The organism is Ideonella sp. WA131b, from assembly GCA_023657425.1.
In the GTDB taxonomy this organism is placed as follows: Bacteria; Pseudomonadota; Gammaproteobacteria; order Burkholderiales; family Burkholderiaceae_C; genus Rubrivivax.
In genome coordinates, this window is the sequence record JAGTJW010000002.1 from 58,051 (window position 1) to 80,311 (window position 22,261).

The 22,261-nt window shown below is 70.4% G+C and carries 16 protein-coding genes; 12 read left to right on the plus strand and 4 right to left on the minus strand.

Going from position 1 to position 22,261, the window contains the following annotated elements; genetic code table 11:
- Positions 1-171 precede the first annotated feature (171 nt).
- The 11 genes from rimP to KA711_10355 all read left to right on the plus strand — a co-directional run bounded on the left by rimP (position 172) and on the right by KA711_10355 (position 15,563).
- A complete protein-coding gene (rimP, locus tag KA711_10305; GenBank protein ID MCM0609367.1) occupies positions 172-744 on the plus strand; it encodes a ribosome maturation factor RimP in 573 nt (190 codons plus the stop codon).
- A gap of 7 nt (positions 745-751) precedes the next feature.
- Positions 752-2,242, plus strand: a complete 1,491-nt coding sequence (gene nusA, locus KA711_10310; protein ID MCM0609368.1) for a transcription termination/antitermination protein NusA — start codon at positions 752-754, stop codon at positions 2,240-2,242.
- Between the two features lie 69 nt (positions 2,243-2,311).
- Positions 2,312-5,185 carry a translation initiation factor IF-2 gene (infB, locus tag KA711_10315; GenBank protein ID MCM0609369.1) on the plus strand — a complete coding sequence of 958 codons (2,874 nt, stop codon included), beginning with the start codon at positions 2,312-2,314 and terminating at the stop codon, positions 5,183-5,185.
- Between the two features lie 73 nt (positions 5,186-5,258).
- Positions 5,259-5,624: a 30S ribosome-binding factor RbfA gene (gene rbfA / locus KA711_10320; protein MCM0609370.1), complete on the plus strand. Its 366-nt coding sequence runs from the start codon at positions 5,259-5,261 to the stop codon at positions 5,622-5,624.
- Positions 5,599-6,567: a tRNA pseudouridine(55) synthase TruB gene (gene truB, locus KA711_10325; protein ID MCM0609371.1), complete on the plus strand. Its 969-nt coding sequence runs from the start codon at positions 5,599-5,601 to the stop codon at positions 6,565-6,567. Before rbfA ends, truB begins: the two co-directional genes overlap by 26 nt.
- On the plus strand, positions 6,564-8,396 hold the full coding sequence (gene typA / locus KA711_10330; protein MCM0609372.1) for a translational GTPase TypA: 1,833 nt from the start codon (positions 6,564-6,566) through the stop codon (positions 8,394-8,396). The genes truB and typA overlap by 4 nt, the downstream gene beginning before the upstream one ends.
- Positions 8,397-8,402: 6 nt before the next feature.
- Positions 8,403-9,317 carry a DMT family transporter gene (locus tag KA711_10335; GenBank protein MCM0609373.1) on the plus strand — a complete coding sequence of 305 codons (915 nt, stop codon included), beginning with the start codon at positions 8,403-8,405 and terminating at the stop codon, positions 9,315-9,317.
- A gap of 98 nt (positions 9,318-9,415) precedes the next feature.
- Complete coding sequence (locus KA711_10340; GenBank protein ID MCM0609374.1) at positions 9,416-11,080, plus strand: wax ester/triacylglycerol synthase family O-acyltransferase; 1,665 nt, start codon at positions 9,416-9,418, stop codon at positions 11,078-11,080.
- Between the two features lie 70 nt (positions 11,081-11,150).
- A complete protein-coding gene (locus tag KA711_10345) occupies positions 11,151-11,921 on the plus strand; it encodes an alpha/beta hydrolase (protein MCM0609375.1) in 771 nt (256 codons plus the stop codon).
- Positions 11,921-12,805, plus strand: a complete 885-nt coding sequence (locus KA711_10350; GenBank protein MCM0609376.1) for an alpha/beta fold hydrolase — start codon at positions 11,921-11,923, stop codon at positions 12,803-12,805. The genes KA711_10345 and KA711_10350 overlap by 1 nt, the downstream gene beginning before the upstream one ends.
- Before the next feature lie 79 nt (positions 12,806-12,884).
- Positions 12,885-15,563 (plus strand): bifunctional acetate--CoA ligase family protein/GNAT family N-acetyltransferase, encoded by a 2,679-nt coding sequence (locus KA711_10355; protein ID MCM0609377.1) that lies wholly within the window; start codon positions 12,885-12,887, stop codon positions 15,561-15,563.
- 3 nt (positions 15,564-15,566) lie between these two features.
- On the opposite strand, the gene KA711_10360 is transcribed toward KA711_10355, so the two are convergent.
- The 4 genes from KA711_10360 to KA711_10375 form a co-directional block, all read right to left on the minus strand.
- Complete coding sequence (locus KA711_10360; protein ID MCM0609378.1) at positions 15,567-16,085, minus strand: YqhA family protein; 519 nt, start codon at positions 16,083-16,085, stop codon at positions 15,567-15,569.
- Between the two features lie 26 nt (positions 16,086-16,111).
- Positions 16,112-16,693 carry a DUF2062 domain-containing protein gene (locus KA711_10365; GenBank protein MCM0609379.1) on the minus strand — a complete coding sequence of 194 codons (582 nt, stop codon included), beginning with the start codon at positions 16,691-16,693 and terminating at the stop codon, positions 16,112-16,114.
- A gap of 59 nt (positions 16,694-16,752) precedes the next feature.
- Positions 16,753-19,278: a protein translocase subunit SecD gene (gene secD / locus KA711_10370; GenBank protein MCM0609380.1), complete on the minus strand. Its 2,526-nt coding sequence runs from the start codon at positions 19,276-19,278 to the stop codon at positions 16,753-16,755.
- A gap of 672 nt (positions 19,279-19,950) precedes the next feature.
- A complete protein-coding gene (locus KA711_10375; protein ID MCM0609381.1) occupies positions 19,951-21,003 on the minus strand; it encodes a TerC family protein in 1,053 nt (350 codons plus the stop codon).
- 90 nt (positions 21,004-21,093) lie between these two features.
- Between KA711_10375 and KA711_10380 the strand changes: the two genes are divergently transcribed.
- Positions 21,094-22,020 (plus strand): LysR family transcriptional regulator, encoded by a 927-nt coding sequence (locus KA711_10380; GenBank protein MCM0609382.1) that lies wholly within the window; start codon positions 21,094-21,096, stop codon positions 22,018-22,020.
- The last annotated feature ends 241 nt before the right edge of the window (positions 22,021-22,261 follow it).

Below are 22,261 nucleotides of genomic sequence, written 5' to 3' on the forward strand. Positions count from 1 at the left end.
CGAACCGGTACGGGCAAGTCCCCGACGCCCCGGCGCAGCGGCATCGCCCCTGGTGGCGGCCGGCGTGGTGGGCCTCTGGGCGCACGGCCGGGCGCATCGCCGGCCGGGCTGCCGGGGCTGCGTGCCGAGACAACCGCCGATGCGCCGCCGCGCCAGGGCTGGCAGACGGCCATCGCCACCACCGTGCAGGGTCTGGGCTATGACCTCGTCGATGTCGAGCGCGCCGGGCGCGGTCTGCTGCGCGTGACCATCGACCGCCTCCCCGGCCGCCTCTACGGCCCCCCGGGGGCGCCCGACACCGGCACGTTCATCACCGTCGATGACTGCGAGGCCGTGACGCGGCAGCTGCAGTACGTGCTCGAGGTCGAAGGCCTCGAGTACGCCCGGCTGGAGGTGTCGTCGCCGGGCCTGGACCGCCCGCTGCGCCACGAGGCCGACTACCGACGCTTTGCCGGACTGGCGGCGAAGATCACGCTGCGCGACCCCTTCGAGGGGCGCAAGCATTGGGAAGGCGTCCTGGGCCTGGGCGAGGCCGATGGCGCATTCACACTGACGCTCAAGCAGGGCACGGCGGAGCGGCAGCTCGGCTTCGTGCTCGCCGAGGTGCGCGAGGCGCGCCTGGTGCCGGTGGTTGACTTCAAGGGCCGCAAGGCCCGCCCGCCGGCCGACCTGGATTCCGAACCCACGAACGAGAGCGCCGCCGGGCCCGCCCTGGCCACCGCGCCCGCGACGACGAAAGGCTGAAGGACCGATGAACCGCGAATTGCTGATGCTGGTGGACGCGATCTCTCGCGAGAAGACTGTGGACCGCGACGTCGTCTTCGGCGCGGTGGAGGCCGCGCTGGCTTCCGCCACCAAGAAGCTGCACGGCGGCGAGGTCGACATCCGCGTGGCGGTAGACCGTGACACGGGCGACTACGAGACCTTCCGCCGTTGGCTCGTCGTGCCCGACTCTGCCGGCCTGCAGAACCCGGATGCCGAGGAATTGCTGTCCGAGGCGCTCGACCGCATCCCCGATATCGAAGAGGGCGACTACATCGAGGAGGCCGTCGATTCGGTGCCCATCGGCCGCATTGGCGCGCAGGCGGCCAAGCAGGTGATCCTGCAGAAGATCCGCGATGCCGAGCGCGAGCAGCTGATGTCCGACTACCTCAGCCGCGGCGAGAAGATCATGGTCGGCGCGGTCAAGCGGCTGGACAAGGGCGATCTCATCGTCGAAAGCGGCCGCGTCGAGGGCCGCCTGAAGCGCAGCGAAATGATCCCGAAGGAGAACCTGCGCTCGGGCGATCGCGTCCGCGCCGTGATCCTGGGCGTCGATCCCACTCAGCGCGGCCCGCAGATCATGCTCTCGCGCTCGAGCCCGGAGCTGATGAAGGAGCTGTTCGCGCAGGAGGTGCCCGAAATCGAGCAGGGCCTGCTCGAGATCAAGAGCTGCGCGCGCGACCCCGGCAGCCGGGCCAAGATCGCCGTGGTCAGCCACGACCGCCGCGTCGACCCCATCGGCACCTGCGTGGGTGTGCGTGGCTCGCGCGTCAACGCCGTCACCAACGAGCTGGCCGGCGAGCGCGTGGATATCGTGCTGTGGTCCGACGACCCCGCGCAGTTCGTCATCGGCGCCTTGGCCCCGGCCAACGTGGTGAGCATCGTCGTCGACGAGGAGCGCCATGCGATGGACGTGGTGGTCGACGAAGAGAACCTGGCCATCGCCATCGGCCGCGGCGGCCAGAACGTGCGCCTGGCGTCCGACCTGACCGGCTGGCGCATCAACATCATGACGGCCGAGGAGTCGCAGGCCAAGCAGGCCGAGGAGTCCGGCTCGGTGCGCAAGCTCTTCGTCGAGAAACTCGACGTCGACGAGGAGGTGGCCGACATCCTCATCGAGGAAGGCTTCAGCAGCCTCGAAGAGGTGGCCTACGTGCCACTGCAGGAGATGCTCGAGATCGAGGCCTTCGACGAGGACACGGTGCACGAGCTGCGCAAGCGCGCCAAGGATGCGCTGCTGACGATGGAGATCGCGCGCGAGGAGCAGGTCGAGGAGGTCTCGCAAGACCTGCGCGACCTTGAACTCGACGGCAAGGGCCTGACGCCCGAACTCATCGCCAAGCTGGCCGAGGGCGGCATCCACACGCGCGACGACCTGGCCGACCTGGCCGTCGACGAACTGACCGACATGACCGGCATCGGCGGGGAGCCTGCCAAGTCACTGATCATGAAGGCGCGCGAGCATTGGTTCAACGCCTGAGCGCACGTCGCTGCGCCCCGCTGAACCGCCCCCCGCCTGCCGCAAGCCATACCCGAGGAAAACCCACCCATGGCCGTGACCACCGTCGCACAGCTCGCCCAGCAGCTCAACCGTCAGCCGGCGGCCTTGCTTGAGCAGCTGCAGTCGGCTGGCGTGAGCAAGCAGTCTCTTGACGACTCGATCACCGAGTCCGACAAGGAGCAGCTGCTCGAGTTCCTGCGTCAGGCGCACGGCACGTCCGGCACCGAGCGCAAGAAGATCACCATCGTCAAGAAGACCTCGACCGAGATCAAGCAGGCCGACGCCAGCGGCCGTGCGCGCACGATCCAGGTCGAGGTGCGCAAGAAGCGCACCTTCGTCAAGCGCGACGACGCGCCCGCGGCGGACGAAGCGGCCGGCCCAAGTGCCGAGGAGCTCGATCTGCAGCGCCGAGAAGAAGAGGCCCGCGCTCAGGCCGAGGCCATCCGCCTGCAGGAAGAAGAGCTCGCCGAAGCCCGGCGCCGCCGCGAAGAGCAGGAACGCCTGGCGCGCGAGGCCGCCGAGGCGGCGGCTGCCGAAGCCGTGGCCAAGGCCGCTGCCGAGACCGCTGCAGCCGCCGAGGCCGCCGCACGGGCCGCCGAGGCCGCCGCGGCGCGCGCAGCGGCTGGCGAGGCCCCTGAACCGGTCGCTGTCGCCAAGGCCCCCGAACCCGCCCCGGCCGAGCCGGTGAAGGCCCCGGAGCCGCCCAAGCCCGTGCTGCGCGTGGTCAAGGCGGCCGACAAGGCCGCCGAAGACGCCGCCAAGCAGGTTGATCTCGAGCGCCGCCGCAAGGCCGCCGAAGAAGAGGCGCGCAAGATCCGTGAAATGATGAACCGGCCCAAGCAGGTTCTCGTGGCCAAGAAGCCCGAGGAGCCGAAGCCGGCCGAGACGCCCAAGGAAGCCATCAAGGGCACCATCCACAAACCCGCGGCCAAGCCGGGGGCGCCGGGCGCCGCCGCCACGTCAGCGGCCAAGCCCGGCGAGAAGAAGCAGGTCAAGAGCGAGAAGCTCAGTTCCAGCTGGGCCGACGACGCCGCCAAGAAGCGCGCAGCGCTCAAGACGCGCGGCGATTCCTCCGGCGGCCGCGCCGGCTGGCGCGCGCCGCGTGGCGGCGCCCGCCGCGGCGAGCGCGACGAGGGTGGTTACGCGCCCGAGCAGCAGGCGGCCGTGGTGCAGGAGGTGCATGTGCCCGAGACGATCTCGGTGGCCGACCTCGCCCACAAGATGGCGGTCAAGGCCAGCGAGGTGATCAAGCAGCTCATGAAGCTCGGGCAAATGGTCACGATCAACCAGCAGCTCGACCAGGAGACGGCGATGATCGTCGTCGAGGAGATGGGCCACAAGGCAATGGCCGCCAAGCTCGACGACCCCGAGGCCTTCACCGAGGAAGAAGCGGCGCTGCACGAGTCCGAGGCGTTGCCGCGGCCGCCGGTGGTCACCGTGATGGGTCACGTCGATCACGGCAAGACCTCGCTGCTCGACCACATCCGCCGAGCGAGGGTGGCGGCCGGCGAAGCCGGTGGGATCACGCAGCACATCGGCGCCTACCACGTCGAGACGCCGCGGGGCGTGATCACCTTCCTGGATACCCCGGGCCACGCCGCCTTCACGGCGATGCGTGCGCGCGGCGCCAAGGCCACCGACATCGTCATCCTCGTGGTGGCGGCCGACGATGGGGTGATGCCGCAGACGAAGGAGGCCATCAGCCACGCCAAGGCGGCGGGTGTGCCCATCGTGGTGGCCATGAACAAGATCGACAAGCCCGACGCCAACGTCGAGCGCGTGAAGAGCGAGCTGGTGGCCGAGGGCGTGGTGCCCGAGGACTTCGGCGGCGATTCGCCCTTCGTGCCGGTATCGGCCAAGGTCGGCACCGGCATCGACAGCCTGCTCGAGCAGGTGCTGCTGCAAGCCGAGATCCTGGAGCTCAAGGCGCCGACCGACGCGGCGGCCAAGGGCATCGTCATCGAGGCCAAGCTCGACAAGGGCCGCGGCCCGGTGGCCACGGTGCTGGTGCAGAGCGGCACGCTCAGGAAGGGCGATGTGGTGTTGGCGGGCTCCAGCTACGGCCGCGTGCGGGCGATGCTGGACGAAGACGGGCACGCCGCGGACGCCGCCGGGCCGTCGATGCCGGTGGAGATCCAGGGCCTGACCGAGGTGCCGCAGGCCGGCGACGAGTTCATGGTGCTGGCCGACGAGCGCCGCGCGCGTGAGATCGCCACCTTCCGCCAGGGCAAGTACCGCGAGGTCACGCTCAACAAGCGCCAGGCTGCCAAGCTCGAAGGCATGTTCGAGAACATGGGCGAGGGCCAGGCCCAGACCCTGGCGCTCATCGTCAAGGCCGACGTCCAGGGCTCGCAGGAGGCGCTGGCGCAGAGCCTGCTCAAGCTCAGCACGCCCGAGGTGCGGGTTCAGATCGTGCACGCGGCGGTCGGCGGCATCACCGAGAGCGACATCAACCTGGCCATCGCGTCCAAGGCCGTGGTCATCGGCTTCAACGTGCGCGCCGATTCCGGTGCGCGCAAGCTGGCCGAGGGCAACGGTGTCGACGTCCGCTACTACAACATCATCTACGACGCGGTTGACGAGGTGAAGTTGGCAATGGGCGGCATGCTGGCGCCCGAGCAGCGCGAAGAGGTCATCGGCACGGCCGAGATCCGCACGGTGTTCGTGGCCAGCAAGATCGGCACGGTGGCGGGCTCGATGGTCACGGCGGGCATCGTGAAGCGCGACTGCCGCTTCCGCCTGCTGCGCGACAACGTGGTCATCTACACCGGCGAGGTGGAAGGTGTCCGCCGCTTCAAGGACGACGTGCGCGAGGTCAAGGAAGGCTTCGAGTGCGGCATCAAGCTGAAGAACGTCACCGACATCAAGGAAGGCGACCAGCTGGAGTTCTTCGAGGTCAAGGAGGTCGCGCGCACGCTGTGAGGCGGGCGCCGACGCTGCGATCCAGCAGTCAGCCCCGCCCGCGAGGCGGGGCTGATTCATTTGGAGCACCACGATGCGACACAAGAAGGCCACCCCCAACCGCAGCTTCCGCGTCGCCGACCAGATCCAGCGCGACGTGGCCGGGCTCATCCGCGAGCTGAAGGATCCGCGCATCGGCCTGGTCACGATCAACAGCGTCGAGGTCTCGCCCGACTACGCCCACGCCAAGGTGTTCTTTTCGGTGCTGATCAGCGATGCAGCCGAGTGCGAGAAGGCGCTGAACGAGGCTGCCGGCTTCCTGCGCAACGGCCTGTTCAAGCGGCTGCAGATCCACACCGTGCCGACGTTGCATTTCCAGTTCGACAAGACCACCGAACGCGCGGCGGATCTCTCGGCGCTGATCGCGCGCGCCAATGCCATACGCGCAAAGGACGACTGAGTTGAACGTTCCGGCCCCGGCCCGCGCCCCGCGCCGCCCGCTGCATGGCGTGCTGCTGCTCGACAAGCCCCTGGGCTGGAGCAGCAACGATGCCTTGCAGAAGGTGAAGGGCATGCTGCGCGCCGAGAAGGCCGGCCACACGGGCACGCTCGATCCGCTGGCCAGCGGCCTGCTGCCGCTGTGCTTCGGCGCCGCCACCAAGTTCAGCCAGGCCAGCCTGGACGCCGACAAGCGCTACACGGCCACGCTCAGGCTGGGCGAGCGCACGAGCACCGGCGACCGCGAGGGCGAGGTCGTGCAGAGCCGCCCCGTGGCCGTGGAACGCGCCGCCATCGAAACCGCCTGTGCGCGCTACACCGGCACGATCGAGCAACTGCCTCCCATGCACAGCGCCCTCAAGCACGAAGGCCGCAAGCTCTACGACCTGGCCCGCGCGGGCATCGAGGTCGAGCGCACGCCGCGACGGGTGACGATTCATGCCCTCGACATCGTGCGCTGGCAGAGTGACGAACTCGTGATCGACGTGCGTTGCAGCAAGGGCACCTACATCCGCACGCTGGCCGAAGACATCGGCGAAGCGCTGGGCTGCGGTGCCCACCTGGCCACGCTGCGCCGCACCGGCAGCGGCGCGCTCGATGTCGCCGACGCCGTCACCATCGATGCCCTGCAAGCCCTGGAGCCGGCCGCGCGAGAGGCGCTGCTGCGCCCGCCGCAGGTGCTGCTCGGCGAAACGCCCGAGGTCCGCCTGCCGGCCGACGAAGCGGGCCGCTTCCTCACCGGGCTGCGCCGCCGCGTGGCGCTGGCCGATGCCCCGGCCGTCAAGGTGTTCGGCCCCGGCCCCCGCGACCCCGGCGCCTTCCTCGGCACCGCCCACATCACCGCTGGCGAGTTGATCCCCGACCGCCTGCTCAGCCCCCTTGAAGTGCAAGGCTGCACCCCATGACCACACAAGCCGCCATCCGCAACATCGCCATCATCGCCCACGTCGACCACGGCAAGACCACGCTGGTCGACCAGCTCCTGCGCCAGAGCGGCACCTTCCGCGAAAACGAGAAGGTCGCCGAGCGCGTGATGGACAGCAACGACATCGAGCGCGAGCGCGGCATCACCATCCTGGCCAAGAACTGCGCCGTGCAGTGGCAGGGCACGCACATCAACATCGTCGACACGCCGGGCCATGCCGACTTCGGCGGCGAGGTCGAGCGCGCGCTGAGCATGGTCGACGGCGTGGTGCTGCTGATCGACGCGCAAGAGGGCCCGATGCCGCAGACGCGCTTCGTCACCAAGAAAGCGCTCGCCCTCGGCCTGAAGCCCATCGTGGTGGTCAACAAGGTCGACAAGCCCGGCTCGCGGCCCGACTACGTGATCAACGCCGCCTTCGAGCTGTTCGACAAGCTCGGCGCCAACGACGAGCAGCTGGATTTCCCCGTGGTCTACGCCAGCGGCCTCAATGGCTGGGCCGCGCTCGCCGAGGGCGAGGCCGGCCAGGCCTGGGGCAACGACATGGCGCCGCTCTTTGACACCGTGCTCAAGCACGTGCCGCCGCACCAGGGCGACCCGACCGCGCCGCTGCAGCTGCAGATCAGCTCGCTGGACTACTCCACCTACGTTGGCCGCATCGGCGTGGGCCGCGTGAACGCCGGCACGGTGCGGCCGGGCCTGGACGTGCTGGTGTGCGAGGGCGAGGACGGGCCGCGCCGCAAGGGTCGCATCAACCAGGTGCTCACCTTCGAGGGCCTGGAGCGCCGCCAGGCCGACAGCGCCGGCCCCGGTGACATCGTGCTCATCAACGGCATCGAGGACATCGGCATCGGCGAGACCGTCACCAGTCCCGACACGCCCGCGCCGCGGCCCATGCTGAAAGTGGACGAGCCGACGCTGACGATGAACTTCTGCGTCAACACCAGCCCCCTGGCCGGCCGCGAGGGCAAGTTCGTCACCAGCCGCCAGATCTGGGACCGGCTGCAGAAGGAGCTGCTCTCCAACGTGGCGCTGCGTGTCAAGGAAAGTGGCGAGGACGGCATCTTCGAGGTCTCGGGCCGCGGCGAGCTGCACCTCACGATCCTGCTGGAGAACATGCGCCGCGAGGGCTACGAGCTGGCCGTGAGCAAGCCGCGCGTGGTGTTCCATGATGTCGGCGGCGAACGCCACGAGCCCATCGAGCTGCTCACCGTGGACGTGGAAGACCAGCACCAGGGCGGCGTCATGCAGGCCCTGGGCGAGCGCAAGGGCGAGCTCGCCAACATGGAGACCGACGGCCGCGGCCGTGTGCGCCTGGAGTACCGCATCCCGGCGCGCGGGCTCATCGGCTTTTCCAACGAGTTCATGAACCTCACGCGCGGCACCGGGCTCATCAGCAACATCTTCGACGGCTATGAGGCCTACAAGGGCGAGATCGCCAGCCGCAAGAACGGCGTGCTGATCAGCATGGACGACGGTGAGATCTTCACCTACGCCCTGGGCAAGCTCGACGATCGCGGCCGCATGTTCGTGAAGGCGGGCGATCCGGTCTACGAGGGCATGATCGTGGGCGTGCACAACCGCGACAACGACCTCGTCGTCAACGCCACGCGGACCAAGCAGCTCACCAACTTCCGCGTCAGCGGCAAGGAAGACGCGATCAAGGTCACGCCGCCCATCGACCTGACGCTGGAGTACGGCGTCGAGTTCATCGAGGACGACGAGCTGGTGGAGATCACGCCCAAGAGCGTGCGGCTGCGCAAGCGCTTCCTGAAGGAGCACGAGCGCAAGCGGGCCAGCCGCGAGACCTGAAGCGCCATGACACGCGGGCAGGCCCTGGCCACGATGGTGGCCGTGACGCTGATGTGGAGCATCGCAGGCGTGGTCTCGCGCTGGCTCGACGGGGCGCCCGTTGGAAGCTACGGCTTCGAGATCACCTTCTGGCGCAGCGCCTTCAACGCGCTGGCGCTCGTGGTGCTGCTGCTGGTGCTGCGCGGGCCGGCCCGGCTGTGGGCCACGCTGCGCGGCGGCGGGCGGGCGCTGTGGCTGTCGGGCGTGTGCTGGAGCGTGATGTTCACGGCCTTCATGGTGGCGCTCACGCTCACCTCGGTGGCCAATGTGCTGGTGACGATGGCGCTGGGGCCGCTGTTCACCGCGCTGCTGTCCCGCGCCGCACTCGGCCACCGGCTGGAGCCCCGCACCTGGGTGGCCATCGCGCTGGCCGGCGCGGGCATCGCCTGGATGCACGGCTCGGGCGTGCAGGGCGGCGATGCGAAGCAATGGCTGGGCACGCTGGTGGCGCTGGCGGTGCCGATAGCCGGCGCCATCAACTGGACGCTGCTTCAGCACCTGAAGACACGCGCCGCCAGCGGCGCCGAGGCCGGGGACATGCTGCCCGCCGTGCTGCTGGGCGCCCTCATCTCGGCGGCCGTGATGCTGCCGCTGGCCTGGCCGCTGCAGGCCACGCCGCACGATGTGGGCTGGCTGGCCTTGCTGGGCGTGGTGCAGCTGGCCATCCCCTGCCTGCTGGCGGTGGCTGCGGCGCGGGTGCTGTCGGGGCCCGAGATCTCGCTGCTCGCGCTGCTCGAGGTGGTCTTCGGCGTGGCCTGGGCCTGGCTGGGTGCCGGCGAGACGCCCTCGGTCGCGGTGCTCGGCGGCGGCGCGCTGGTGCTGCTGGCGCTGGCGGGCAACGAGCTGCTGGCGCTGCGGCGCGCCCGCGCGGCCGTCGACTGAGTCTGCGTTTCAGGGCAAGCCCGGTCCGATGGCCCCGGACGCCGGACTAGCATCGCCCGCACGGCGCCCCCCCCATGAGGCGCCATGGAGACCAGGCGATGAAGCAGCTCTCGGGGCTCGACGCGACCTTCCTCTACCTCGAGACGCCCGAGATGCCCATGCACGTGGGCGCGCTGCACCTGTTCGAGCTGCCGCCGGGCACGCGCAGCAAGTTCGTGACGCGCCTGCGCGAGCACCTGGCCTCGCGGCTGCCGATCACGCCGGTGCTGCGGCGGCGGCTGTGGTGGATGCCGCTGAACATGGCCAACCCGGCCTGGGTCGATGCCGAACCCGATCTCAAGCAGCACATCGTCGAGATCCGGCTGCCCAAGGTGGCCGGCCGCGCCGCCGGGATGCGCGAGCTGGAGGCGCAGGTCTCGGCGCTGCACCCCGTGCTGCTGGACCGCAGCCGCCCGCTGTGGAAGTTCCACGTCTTCGAGGGCCTGGCGCCCGGGCCGAATGGCGAAAAGCGCGTGGCCCTGTACACGCAGCTGCACCACGCCGCCGTCGATGGCCAGGCCGCCGTGGCGCTGGCCAATGCCCTGCTGGACACCACGGCCGAGCCGCGGGCCATCGACGTCAAGCCCTCGGGCCGGAAGCGCACCTTCGAGCTCGACATGACCGAGATGCTGCGCGGCGTGCTGGGCCTGCAGGCGCAGAAGGTGGCGGCCATTGTGAAGAACCTGCCCGACACCGTGGGCACGCTGAAGGACGCCACCGTGCAGGCCCTGGGCAGCAGCAGCCTGCTGGGCGGCAAGGGCGGCTCGCCCGGCAACCTGACGCTGGCCCCACGCACGCCCATGAACGTGTCGGTGACGCGTGAGCGTGCCTTCGCGACCGTGACGCTGCCGATGCACGAGCTGCGCGCTTTGGGTCGCGTGCATGGCGCCACCGTCAACGACATGGTGCTGGCGGTGTGCAGCGGCGCCCTGCGGCGCTACCTGGCGCGCCACCGCCAGCTGCCCAAGAAGAGCCTGGTGGCCGCAGTGCCGATCTCGCTGCGCGAGAAGGGCGACACCACGGCGGACAACCAAGCCAGCATGAGCCTCATCAGCCTGGGCACGCACATCGCCGATGCGGGCCAGCGCCTCGCGCACATCAAGGCTGCATCGGGCGCGATGAAGTCGACCATGGGCAGCCTGAAGAGGATCCTGCCGACCGACTTTCCGTCGCTGGGCGTGCCCTGGCTGATGGAGGCTGCCGCTTCGCTGTACGGCAAGGCCAGGGTGGCTGACCGCATCCCGCAGGTGGCCAACGTCGTCATCAGCAACGTGCCCGGGCCGCCGGTGGCCCTGTACATGGCCGGCGCGCGCATGCTCACCAATTACCCCGCCAGCATCGTGGTGCACGGCATGGCGCTGAACATCACCGTGCAGAGCTACGAGCACTCGCTGGACTTCGGCCTCATGGCCGATGGCGCCGCCATGCCCGACGTGCGCGAGCTGGCCGAGGCCATCCGCGTGGCCTTCGACGACCTGCGGGTGCTGCCGCAGCCCGGAGAGCCGGGCCACGAAGACACCGCCGACGCGGGCACCGTGCTGCGTGCCGCCAGGCGCGCAGCGGGGAGCGCAGCCGGCAGCGCGGGCCGCCGGATGGGCCACCTGCTGACCGACGCCGTCAAGGGGGTGGTCACGGGTGCGGTCCAGGCCGCTGTCTCGCAGGCGACAAAGCCTGCTCGCAAACCCCGGCCCGCCACCCCGGCCAAGGCGGCAACGCGACGCTGACAATGCACGCATGGCCGCCAGACGCACCAAGCCCGTCCCCGACCCCTTCGCCCCGCTCGACGCCGAGGAGCTGGTGGCCGCTCCCGGCCCCTGGCAGCTGATTCTCGAGGCGCGGGCGCCCTGGGAGCTGGCGGCGCTGCTGGCGGCCACGCCCTGGTTGAACCAGCTGCCGCACGGCGACGGCCACCCGGTGATCGTGTTCCCGGGGCTGGGCGCTTCCGACGGGAGCACGCTGCCGCTGCGGCAGTTCCTGCGCCAGCGCGGCTACACGCCTTACGCCTGGCAGCAGGGCTTCAACTTCGGGCCTCGCCACGGCGTGCTCGACGCCGCACGGGCCCGGGTGCGCCACGTGGCCGAACGCCACGGCGAGGCCGTCAGCCTGGTGGGCTGGAGCCTCGGCGGCATCTACGCCCGCGAGATCGCCAAGGAGCAGCCCGACATCGCGCGCTGCGTCGTCACCTTGGGCTCGCCCTTTGCCGGCCACCCGCGCGCCACCAACGCCTGGCGCTTCTACGAGCTCGTCAGCGGCCAGGCCGTGCACTCCGACGCGGAGCTGCTCGCGCAGATCCGCCGCCCGCCCGCCTGCCCCACCACCAGCATCTACAGCCGCAGCGACGGCATCGTGGCCTGGCAATGCAGCCTCAACGAGGCGGCGCCGCACACGGAGAACATCGAGGTGCATGCCAGCCACGTCGGCATGGGCATGAACCCGCTGGCGCTGTACGTGGTGGCCGACCGCCTGGCGCAGCGCGTGGGGGCGTGGCAGCCCTTCGACGTGCAGGGCGCGCGGCGCTGGTTCTACAAGACCACGCACCGGTCGCCGCTGCAGGCGTCGCACTGATGCGGCTGGTGGCGGCCAACGGCACGGCGCTGGAGGTCGACGACCAGGGCCCGCCCAGCGCCGAGCCCATGCTGCTGGTGATGGGCCTGGGCATGCAGCTGGTGGCCTGGCCCGACGAGCTGGTGCAAGGGCTGCTGGCCCAGGGCCTGCGCGTCATCCGCTTCGACAACCGCGACGCCGGGCTCAGCCAGGGCTTCGACGAACTCGGCAAACCCAACCTCGCCGCCGCCGGGCTGCGCCACCTGCTGCACTTGCCCGTGAATGTGCCGTACACGCTGGCCGACATGGCCGCCGACACGGTGGGCCTGATCGATGCGCTGGGCCTGGAACGTGTGCACCTGGTCGGCGCCTCGATGGGCGGCATGATCGCGCAGCACGTCGCGGCCCGGCACCCGCAGCGCGTGGCCAGCCTCGGCCTGATCATGACGACCAGCGGCGCGCGCCACCTGCCGCAGCCGGGCTGGGAGATTCGTGGCTTGCTCATGCAGCGGCCCGACGGCCACGACGCCGAGGCCGTGGTGGCCCACCTCGAGCGCCTGCTGCGCGTGATCGGATCGCCCGGCTACCCGCCCGATCCGGAGCGGCAGCGTCAGCGCCTGCGCGCCACGGTGGCCCGTGCCTGGCGCCCGGCGGGCACTGCGCGCCAGTTGGCCGCGGTGGTGGCCGACGGCGACCGGCGTGCGCTGTTGCCGCTGATTGCCGCGCCCACGGTGGTCGTTCACGGCAATGCCGACCCGCTGGTGCCCGTGGAGGCCGGTCGTGAGCTGGCCCGGCTGATTGCCGGGGCCGAAACCGACTTCATCGCCGGCATGGGCCATGACCTGCCGCTGCCGCTGATGCCGCGGCTGGCCGATCGGATCGCGACCAACGCGCGTCGCGCCTGAAGCGCGCCTCGGGCGGCATCGAAGCGGGGTTTGCGGGCGGTCAGTCCGCCGCCACCTCGCGGCGCGCATGATCGCGCGCATGAGCATCCGCCACCTCGACGCCCTCTTCGACCCCCACTCCGTGGCCCTCATCGGCGCCAGCGACAGGCCGGGCAGCGTCGGCGCCACCGTCTGGCGCAACCTGCGCAGCGCCGGCTTCGAGGGCCCGTGCTGGCCTGTCAACCCGCGGCGCGACACCGTGGGTGGCGAACACGCCTACGCCCGCGTCGCGGCGCTGCCGTCGGCGCCCGAGCTGGCCGTCGTGTGCGTGCCGCCGGCGGCGGTGCCGGGCGTGATCGCCGAGCTGGGCGAGCGCGGCACCCGCGCTGCCGTCGTGCTGACGGCGGGCCTGTCGCGGCAGCAGCAGCAGGCCATGCTCGACGCCGCCCGGCCCCACCTGCTGCGCATCCTGGGCCCCAACGGCCTGGGACTGATCGCGCCGCACGCACGGCTGAACGCCAGCTTTGCCCACGTCGGCGTGCCCGCGGGCGGGCTGGCCTTCGTGTCCCAGTCGGGTGCGCTGGTCACGGCCATGCTCGACTGGGCGCAGGGCCGCGGCATCGGCTTCTCGCACTGCGTGAGCCTGGGCGAGCACGCCGACGTCGATTTCGCCGACCTGCTGGACTGGCTGGCCAGCGACGCGCGCACGCAGGCCATCCTGCTCTACATCGAGAGCATCGAGGGCGCGCGCAAATTCATGAGCGCGGCGCGCGCGGCAGCCCGCAACAAGCCCGTGCTGGTGGTCAAGGCCGGCCGCAGCCCGCAAGGCGCCGCCGCGGCCCGCAGCCACACCGGCGCACTGGCGGCCAGCGACCTGGTGTTCGACGCCGCCATCCGCCGCGCCGGCATGCTGCGGGTGGACACGCTGCAGCGGCTGTTCGACGCCGCAGAGACCCTGGCCCACGCCCGCGCCGCCCCGGCAGCCGCCGAGTCGCCGCGCACGCTGATGATCGTCACCAACGGTGGCGGGGCCGGCGTGATGGCGGCCGACGCCGCCGCGGCCGCCGGTGTGCCCCTGGCCGAACTGACGCCCGGGTTGCGCGCCACGCTCGACGCCGTGCTGCCGCCGAACTGGAGCCGCGCCAACCCGGTGGACATCATCGGCGACGCACCTGCGGCACGCTACGCGGCGGCGCTGCAGGCGCTGCTGGAGCAGCCGCCCGGGTGTGCGGTGGGCGCGGTGCTGTTCATGCACGCGCCGACCGCCATCGTGCCCGCATCCGACATTGCCGAGGCGCTGCTGCCGCTGGTGGCGCGCCACCCGGGCCGCGTGCTCGCGGGCTGGCTGGGCGAGGCGGCCGTGCGGGGCGCGCGCCAGGCCTTCCAGGCCTCGGGCGTGCCCTGCTACGCCACGCCCGAGGCCGCCGTGGCCGCCTTTGCCCAGTTGCAGACCTACCGCGACAACCAGGCCGCGCTGACCGAGTGCCCGCCGCTGGGCGGGCCGGTGGCGGTGGACACCGCCCAGGTGGCCGCCGTGGTGCGGCAGGCGCTGGGGCAGGGCCGCGAGTGGCTGACCGAGCCCGAGGCCAAGTCCTTGCTCGCGGCCTGCGGCGTGCCCGTGGTCGGCACGCGGGTGGTGGCGCCTGAGCCGGCCGCCGCCGTGGCCGCGGCTCGCGAGCTGGGCCTGCCGGTGGTGCTGAAGATCCTGTCGCCGCAGATCACGCACAAGAGCGACGTCGGCGGCGTGGCCCTGCACCTGGAGACCGAGGCCGCCGTGGAGCAGGCCGCCCGCGCCATGCTGGAACGCGTGCAACGGCTGCAGCCGGGTGCCACCGTCGAGGGCTACACCGTGCAGGCTATGGTGCGGCGGCCGCGGGCTCTGGAGCTCATCGTCGGCGCCAGCCTCGACCCGCTGTTCGGCCCCGTCATCCTGTTCGGGCACGGCGGCACGGCCGTGGAGGTGCTGGCCGACCGCGCCCTGGGCTTGCCGCCGTTGAACCCGCCGCTGGCCGCGCTGATGATCCGGCGCACGCGCGTGGCGCGGCTGCTTGCGGGCTGGCGCGACGTGCCCGCGGCCGACATCGCGGCGGTGGAGCGCGTGCTCGTGGCCGTCTCGGAGCTGATGGCCGCCGAGCCGCGCATCACCGAGCTCGACATCAACCCCCTGCTGGCCGATGCGGATGGCGTGATCGCGCTCGACGCCCGCGTGCGCGTCAGCGCCGCGGCGCCGGGGGGCGCGGCCCGATTCGCCATCCGGCCCTATCCGGCGCAGCAGGTGCAACGCCACCGCTGGCAGGGCCGCGAGCTCACCATCCGCCCCATCCGCCCCGAGGACGAGCCGCAGCATCTGAGTTTTCTGGAGCGGCTGTCGCCCGAAGACATCCGCATGCGCGTCTTCTACAGCCGCCGCACGCTGCCGCGCACCGAGCTGGCGCGGCTGGTGCAGATCGACTACGAGCGCGAGATGGCCTTCGTGGCCACTGTCGTGGGCGAAGGCGGCACCGAAGAGACGCTGGGCACCGCCCGCGCCGCCTGCGACCCCGACAACGACTGCGCCGAGTTCGGCGTCATCGTGCGCAGCGACGTCAAGGGCCAGGGCCTGGGCCGCTTGCTGATGGAGGCGCTCATCGCCCACTTGCGCCAGCGCGGCACGCAGCGCCTGGTGGGCGAGGTGCTGACCGAAAACCGCGGCATGCGCATGCTGTGCCAACGCCTGGGCTTTGCCGAGAAGCCCGACGGCGACGTGGTGTGCATGAGCCTGGCGCTGCGGCCGGGCTGAGGCTCAGCCCTTCTCGCGCGTCAGGCGCTCCGCGAACGAGATGCCGATGGCCGAGAGCACGAAGGTGAAATGGATCACCGCGACCAGCGTGACGATCTGGATGTTTTCGAGGGTGAGGTCGCCGCTGAGGTAGGTCTTCAGCGCGTGCACGCCCGAGATCGAGATGATCGCGAAGGCCAGCTTGAGCTTGAGGTTGTAGGTGTTGACGTGGTCGAGCCAGTCGGGCTTTTTCATGTCCTTGCTGTCGAAGTGCCCGGTGGTCACGAACAGCGACACGCCGGCCAGCGCCACCACCCACACCAGCTGCGCCACCATGGTCATGTCGACCAGCTCGAGCACCTTGATGATGAGCTCGATCTTCTCGAGCTTGCCGAACAGCAGCGTCTGCATCAGCTTGAAGGTCTCGAACAGGAACTTGCCCAGGATGCCCATGATGATGGCCACCAGCCCGGCGTAGAAGAACAGCATCATGAAGCGCATGCCGTACAGCAGCGAGCCGACACTGGAGAGGATCTTTTCCATCAGCTTCCTTGGTTGTCGGTGCGCGTTCAGCCGCGCGCCCGATCGGCAGCGACACGCCGCCCTTGTTCACGCCGCCGCCGCTCGCGCCAGATCAGCACCGCCCAGCCCCAGTAGACCACCCCATAGGCGGCCACGCCCAGCACCAGGCCCGCCAGCGGGAAACCGGCCAGCAGGGCCGGCCCCCACGAGGTGATCTGCTCCCACAGCGCGCCGGGCCAGGACAGCGGATCGCTCCAGACCCACTCCACCGGTGTCGGCGCGACCGTGCCGGGGGTGGCCCTGGGCACGACGAAGGAACCCAGCCAGGCCGACAGCGCCCAGATCGGCGCCATCGTGAACGGGTTCGTCAGCCAGGTGGCCGCGGCGGCGGCGGCCACGTTGGCGCGCAGCGCCACGGCGGCAAGCATGGCCGCCGGCATCTGCAGCGGCAACGGGAACACGCCGATGCCGATGCCCAGGGCCACGCCGAGCGCCACGCTGTGGCGATGCAGCACCCACAGCCGCGGGTGCTCACGCAGGTAGTGGCCCAGCCAGGCGAAACCACGGGTTTCTTCGAGCGTTTGGGCGGTGGGCAGCCAGCGGCGGAGGCGCTTCTTGAATTCGGGCATGGGGCGGTGCGGGCGACACCGATTGTCAGTCAACCCGGCCCACCCTGCCGCCGGGTTGCTCAAGGCTTGGCGGGCCTTGCTTCCGGGGAGTCGTCGGGAGGCGGCGCGAACAGCGGCCTGCCACGGCGCTCGCGCCAGTCACCCAGCAGCAGGAGCATCGGCGCAGCGACGAACACCGATGTGCAGGCCGCGATGACGATCCCGACCGCCATCGGGATGGCAAAGCTCGCAACCGCCGAGCCGCCCCAGACGGCCAGCGGCAGGATGGCCAGGAACGCCGTCACCGAGGTGTACAGGCTGCGCGTGAGCGTCTGGTTGATGGACTTGTCGATCACCTCGCGCAGGCTGCGGTTGCGCCGGCTCTGCAGGTTCTCGCGCATGCGGTCGTACACCACGACCTTGTCGTTCACCGAGTAGCCCACCAGCGTGAGCAGCGCCGCGATGGCGGTGAGGCTGAAGTCGAGCCGGGTCCACGCGAACACGCCGAGCGTGAGCACCACGTCCAGCAACAGCGTGGCGATGGCGCCCACGGCGAACGGCCACTCGAAGCGCACCCAGATGTAGACGAGCATCGCCAGCGTCGCCAGCACCATGGCCATCAGGCCGGCCCGCGTGAGCTCGCCGCTGACCTTGGGGCCAACCACCTCGCTGCGTTCGAAGTTCGCCTCGGGGTCGATGGCGCGCATCGCGGCCTTCAGCTTCTCGACAGCCTGGGTCTGCGCCACTTCGCCGCCGGCTTGCCGCTCCACGCGCACAAGCAGGCGGTCGCCTTCGCCCATGGTTTGCAGCGCGACTTCGCCGAGGCCGAGCTGGTCGAGCCCGGCGCGGAAGCGGGACAGGTCGTCGGGCTGCGTGACCGCCACCTCCATCTGGATGCCGCCGCGGAAGTCGATGCCGAAGTTCAGCCCCGGCTTGGCCAGGGACGTCACAGAGGCCAGCGCCAGCACCGCCGACACCAGCATCGTCGCCACGCCCAGCCGCATGAAGCCCACGTTCGTGCCGTCGGGCACGGGCCTGAAACCGAAAAGCGGCCGGATCTCCAGCGTCTTGAGCTTGCGCCGCCGGGCGATCGACAGCATCGCCACCTTCACCACCGAGACCGCGGTGAACATCGAGATCAGGATGCCCAGCGCCATGGTGATGGCGAATCCCCTCACCGGCCCGGAACCGAACGAGAACAGCAGCACCGTGGCGATCAGGGCCGTGACGTTGCTGTCCATCACGGTGGCGTAGGCGCGGCGGAATCCCGAATCGATGGCCGTCAGCGCCGCCTTGCCCTTGAGAGTCTCCTCGCGGATCCGTTCATTGATGAGCACGTTGGCGTCCACCGCCAGCCCGATGCCGAGCACGATGCCCGCGATGCCGGGCAGCGTGAGCGTGGCTCCGAGCATGCTCATGCCGGCGATGGTGAGCACCACGTTGATGGCCAGGGCGGCGTTGGCCAGCAAGCCCCAGCCGCCATAGAGCACCACCATGAAGGCGAACACGAACACGAAGGCGCCGATGCCCGCGAGGATGCCCTTGCGGATGACGTCGCTGCCCAGGTCGGCGCCCACGTTGCGTTCCTCGATCACCGTCAGTTTGGCCGGCAGCGCGCCGGCCCGCAGCAACGCAGCCAGGGTGCCGGCCTCCTGTACGGTGAAGCCGCCGGAGATCTGTCCCGCGCCGCCGGTGATGGGCTCGCGGATGACCGGCGCGCTGAGCACCTTGTCGTCGAGCACGATCGCGAACGGACGGCCGACGTTGGCCTCGGTGATCGCGGCGAAGGCGCGCGCGCCTGCGCGGTCGAAGCGGAAGTTGACGATCGGTTCGCGGGTCTGCGTATCGAATCCCGCGCTGGCGTCGACCAGCCGGTCGCCCGAGAGCACAACGCGTCGGTTGATGGGGTAGGACTGGCCCTCGGCGTCCTGCATCGGGCGCACGCCCTCGGGGCTGGCTGCTTCTCCGAGCAGGTGGAAGCTCATCTTCGCGGTCGAACCCAGCAGCGCGCGCAGCTGCGCAGGGTCCTGCAGGCCGGGCAACTGCACCAGGATGCGGTTGGGCCCGACCCGCTGGATGGTGGGCTCGGACACGCCAACCTGGTCGACGCGCTTGCGGATGACCTCCAGGCTCTGTTCCACCGCACGGTCGATGGCGATCTTCCGGCCCTCTTCGGTGAAGGTGAGCCCGAGGCCGCTTGAGCCCTGGGGGCGTACGTCGAGGTCGGGGCGACCCGATGGGCCGGGCCTGACGAGGCTGTCCAGCTGGTCTTGCGCGCGCGTCAGGTCGGACGGGTCGCGCAGTTCGACGCTCAGGCCTTGCTGGTGGATGTTCAGGGCACGGATCGGCAGCGAGGCCTCGCGCAGGACACGACGCGTGTCGTCGGCCAGCGATCGCGCGCGGTCGTCGAGCAAGGCTGCGCCATCGACCTCGAGCACCAGGTGCGAGCCACCGCGCAGATCGAGTCCCAGGGCTAAGGGGCGGTCGGGCAGGAAGGCCGGCCAGCGTTCCAGCACGGAAGAAGGCAGCACGTTCGGCAGGGCGAACAGCAAGCCGCAGAGGATGATGGCCAGGTAACTGGCCACCCGGTAAGGGGAGTTCTTCATGGACGAAACCGGAAGGGCGAGCACCGGGCGCTGCCTGGTACTCGCCAACTGACGTTGAGAGCGGGTGGCGCGCCAGTGGCACGCCGACGTCAGGCCTCGGAGGGAGGGCCCCGGCAACCCGACGAACGCGGGCAGGCCCGGTAGATCCCGGGATCAGGAGCGGGCGCCGTGCCGGCGTCATCGCTGGCCGGCGGAGGTCTCGTGTCGCTGGGTGGCGGTGCTGCGCTGGGTGTATCGGTCCCGCCGGGGGCGGGCTGCCAGGCCTGGGCTAGCCAGTCCGTCTGCGACACCGCCAGGTCGCGGCGCAAACCCCGCAGCGTTGCCACACAGCCCGTGGGCCGCTGCAGCGCGAGCTGGCCAGCTTCGAGGGCTCCGACGAGTGCACCATCGGCGGGCGCCGGTGACGCCGTCGCCGGCCTGCTGGCAAGCGCCAATCCCAGGCCCAGAACGACCGTGATCCAAAGCGCACGAAACCAGCTCATGCCGCGGATTCTCCAGCAGGCCAGGGCCCGACCATCCTGCGCCTGGACGAAGAGTCCCCGAGCCTGCCGCATTTCGGCCAGGCAAGCCTGTCATCAGACGGACCCGCACTCCCGCTTTCAGGGACCGGCATCCGGAAGCTGAGTGCTGCCCGGACCAGTCGTCTCGGGCAGCACCTCCATCTCCATAAGGTCAAGGGACCGGGGCATCCACGGCACCACGGCGGGTCTTCCACAGCGAGAACAGCACACCGCCCGCCAGCAGGCCCGCCGTCACCGACAGGCTCAGCGCGGCCGGCACCTTGCCGTCGAACAGCCAGTCACCCAGGAAGATCTTGGCGCCGATGAAGATGAGCACGATGGACAACGCGTACTTCAGGTAGTGGAAGCGGTGCACCACGGCGGCCAGCGCGAAGTACAGCGCGCGCAGGCCCAGGATGGCGAAGATGTTGCTCGTGTAGACGATGAAGGCGTCGGGTGTGATGGCGAAGATGGCCGGCACGGAGTCGATCGCGAACACCAGGTCGGCGATCTCCACCAGCACGAGGCACAGGAAGAGGGGTGTGGCCCAAAGCACGACCTTGCCGGTCTTGGGGTCGGGCTGGCGGACCCAGAAGCGCTGGCCATGCAGCTGCTCGGTCACGCGCAGGCGCTTGCGCAGGAACTTCAGCACCGGGTTGTTCTCGATGTCCGGCTTGCTGTCCATCATCACGATCATCTTGATGCCGGTGGCAATCAGGATGACGGCGAAGATGTACATGACCCACGAGAACTCCGCCACCAGCGCGGCGCCCAGGCCGATCATGATGGCGCGCAGCACGATCACGCCCAGGATGCCCCAGAACAGCACGCGGTGCTGGTACTCGCGCGGCACTGCGAAGTACGTGAAGATCATCGAGATGATGAACACGTTGTCCAGGGCCAGTGTCTTCTCCACCAGATAGCCGGTGATGTACAGCTGCACGGCCGTCCAGGCGCGTTCGCCGGCCGAGGCGGCCTCGGCGATCTGTGGGTCGATCGAGCTGGTGCCGGAGTAGGTGTGGTAGATCCAGTACACGGCGCCGGCCCAGGCCAGGCCCAGGCCGATGTACAGCGCCGACATGTTCAGGCTCTCGCGCACGCCGATCTCGTGCACCTCGCGGTTCATGATGCCGAGGTCGAAGGCCAGGATGGCCAGGACAACGGCGATGAACGCCAGCCATATCCAGGCCGGCATGCCCAGCCAGAGGGTGAAGAGAAATTCCATGGGGAAGCGGCCTTTCAGGGCCGCGCGAGGGCGGCGAAGCGCGAATCATCGGCAGTGCGACGCTGCGGTCCAAGCAGGGCTTGTGTGACACTGACTTCGGTTTTTCCGAACCCAGCAGCTGGAGGGGTCTTGGTGGATCAGATCAGTTACCGCCATCTGCACTACTTTTGGGTGGTGGCCAAGGAAGGCGGGTTCGCGCGCGCGGCGGCGCGGCTGGACATGGCGGTGCAGACCGTCAGCGCGCAGGTGCGCGAGCTCGAGCGTGCGCTGGGCCACCAGCTGCTCAAGCCCACGGGGCGCTGCGTCGTGCTCACCGAAGCGGGCGAGGCCGCGTTCGCCCGCGCCGAGGACATCTTCCGCATCGGCCAGGCGCTGCCCGCGGCCGTGCGCGACGCCGCCAGCCTGCGCACGGTGCGGCTGGCCGTGGGGTTGTCGGACGGCATCTCGAAGCTCGCCGCGCACGCCTTGCTCGGGCCGGTGCTGTCCACGCCCCACCTGCGGCTGCTGTGCCACGACGGAGAGTTCGAGCACCTGCAGGCCGAGCTGGCGATGCACCACCTGGACCTGGTGCTCGCCGGTCAGCCCGCGCCACCCAACCCGACGCTGCGCTTGTCGAGCGAGCGGCTGGCCTCGGCCCCGGTGGACTGGTACGGCCCCGCCTCGCTGCTGCGGCGCGTCGACGCCCGGCACTTTCCGGACTGCCTGGCCGAGCTGCCGGTGCTGCTGCCCACCGCCCACGCGGCCTTGCGCGGCGCGATCGAGCGCTGGTTCGACCAGCACGGCCTGCAGCCGCGTGTGACCGGCGAGTTCGAAGACAGCGCGCTCATGGCGGTGTTCGCGGCGCAAGGACTGGGCGTGTTTCCGGTCAGCCGCCTGGGGATGCAAGACCTGCGTTTGCTGCGCGACCTGCGGCTGCTCGGCCGCAGCGACGAGGTGCGCGAAGACATTTACGCCATCCGGTCCCGACGCGGCTTGCACCACCCGTTGGTGCGCCGGGTCGTCGAGGCTGCGGGCTGAGAGCGCGAACGTCTTTCGCGCCGGCCCGCTCGTCCTTGCACAGGCCCGCCGCAGCCCGAGCCCATTGTGGGCTTGACGCCCGGATCGGGGGTCTTTGGACGCGTCGCCCGGGCACGCCCGAACAAACTCGCGCGCTCTTGGGATGCGGGTGCTGGCAGAGCCCATGCACCCACCGACGTTGCATGATCCGGCGTCCGGCGCCACCGGCGGAGACCAGCGGTCGCCCTGCAGCAGAACCACA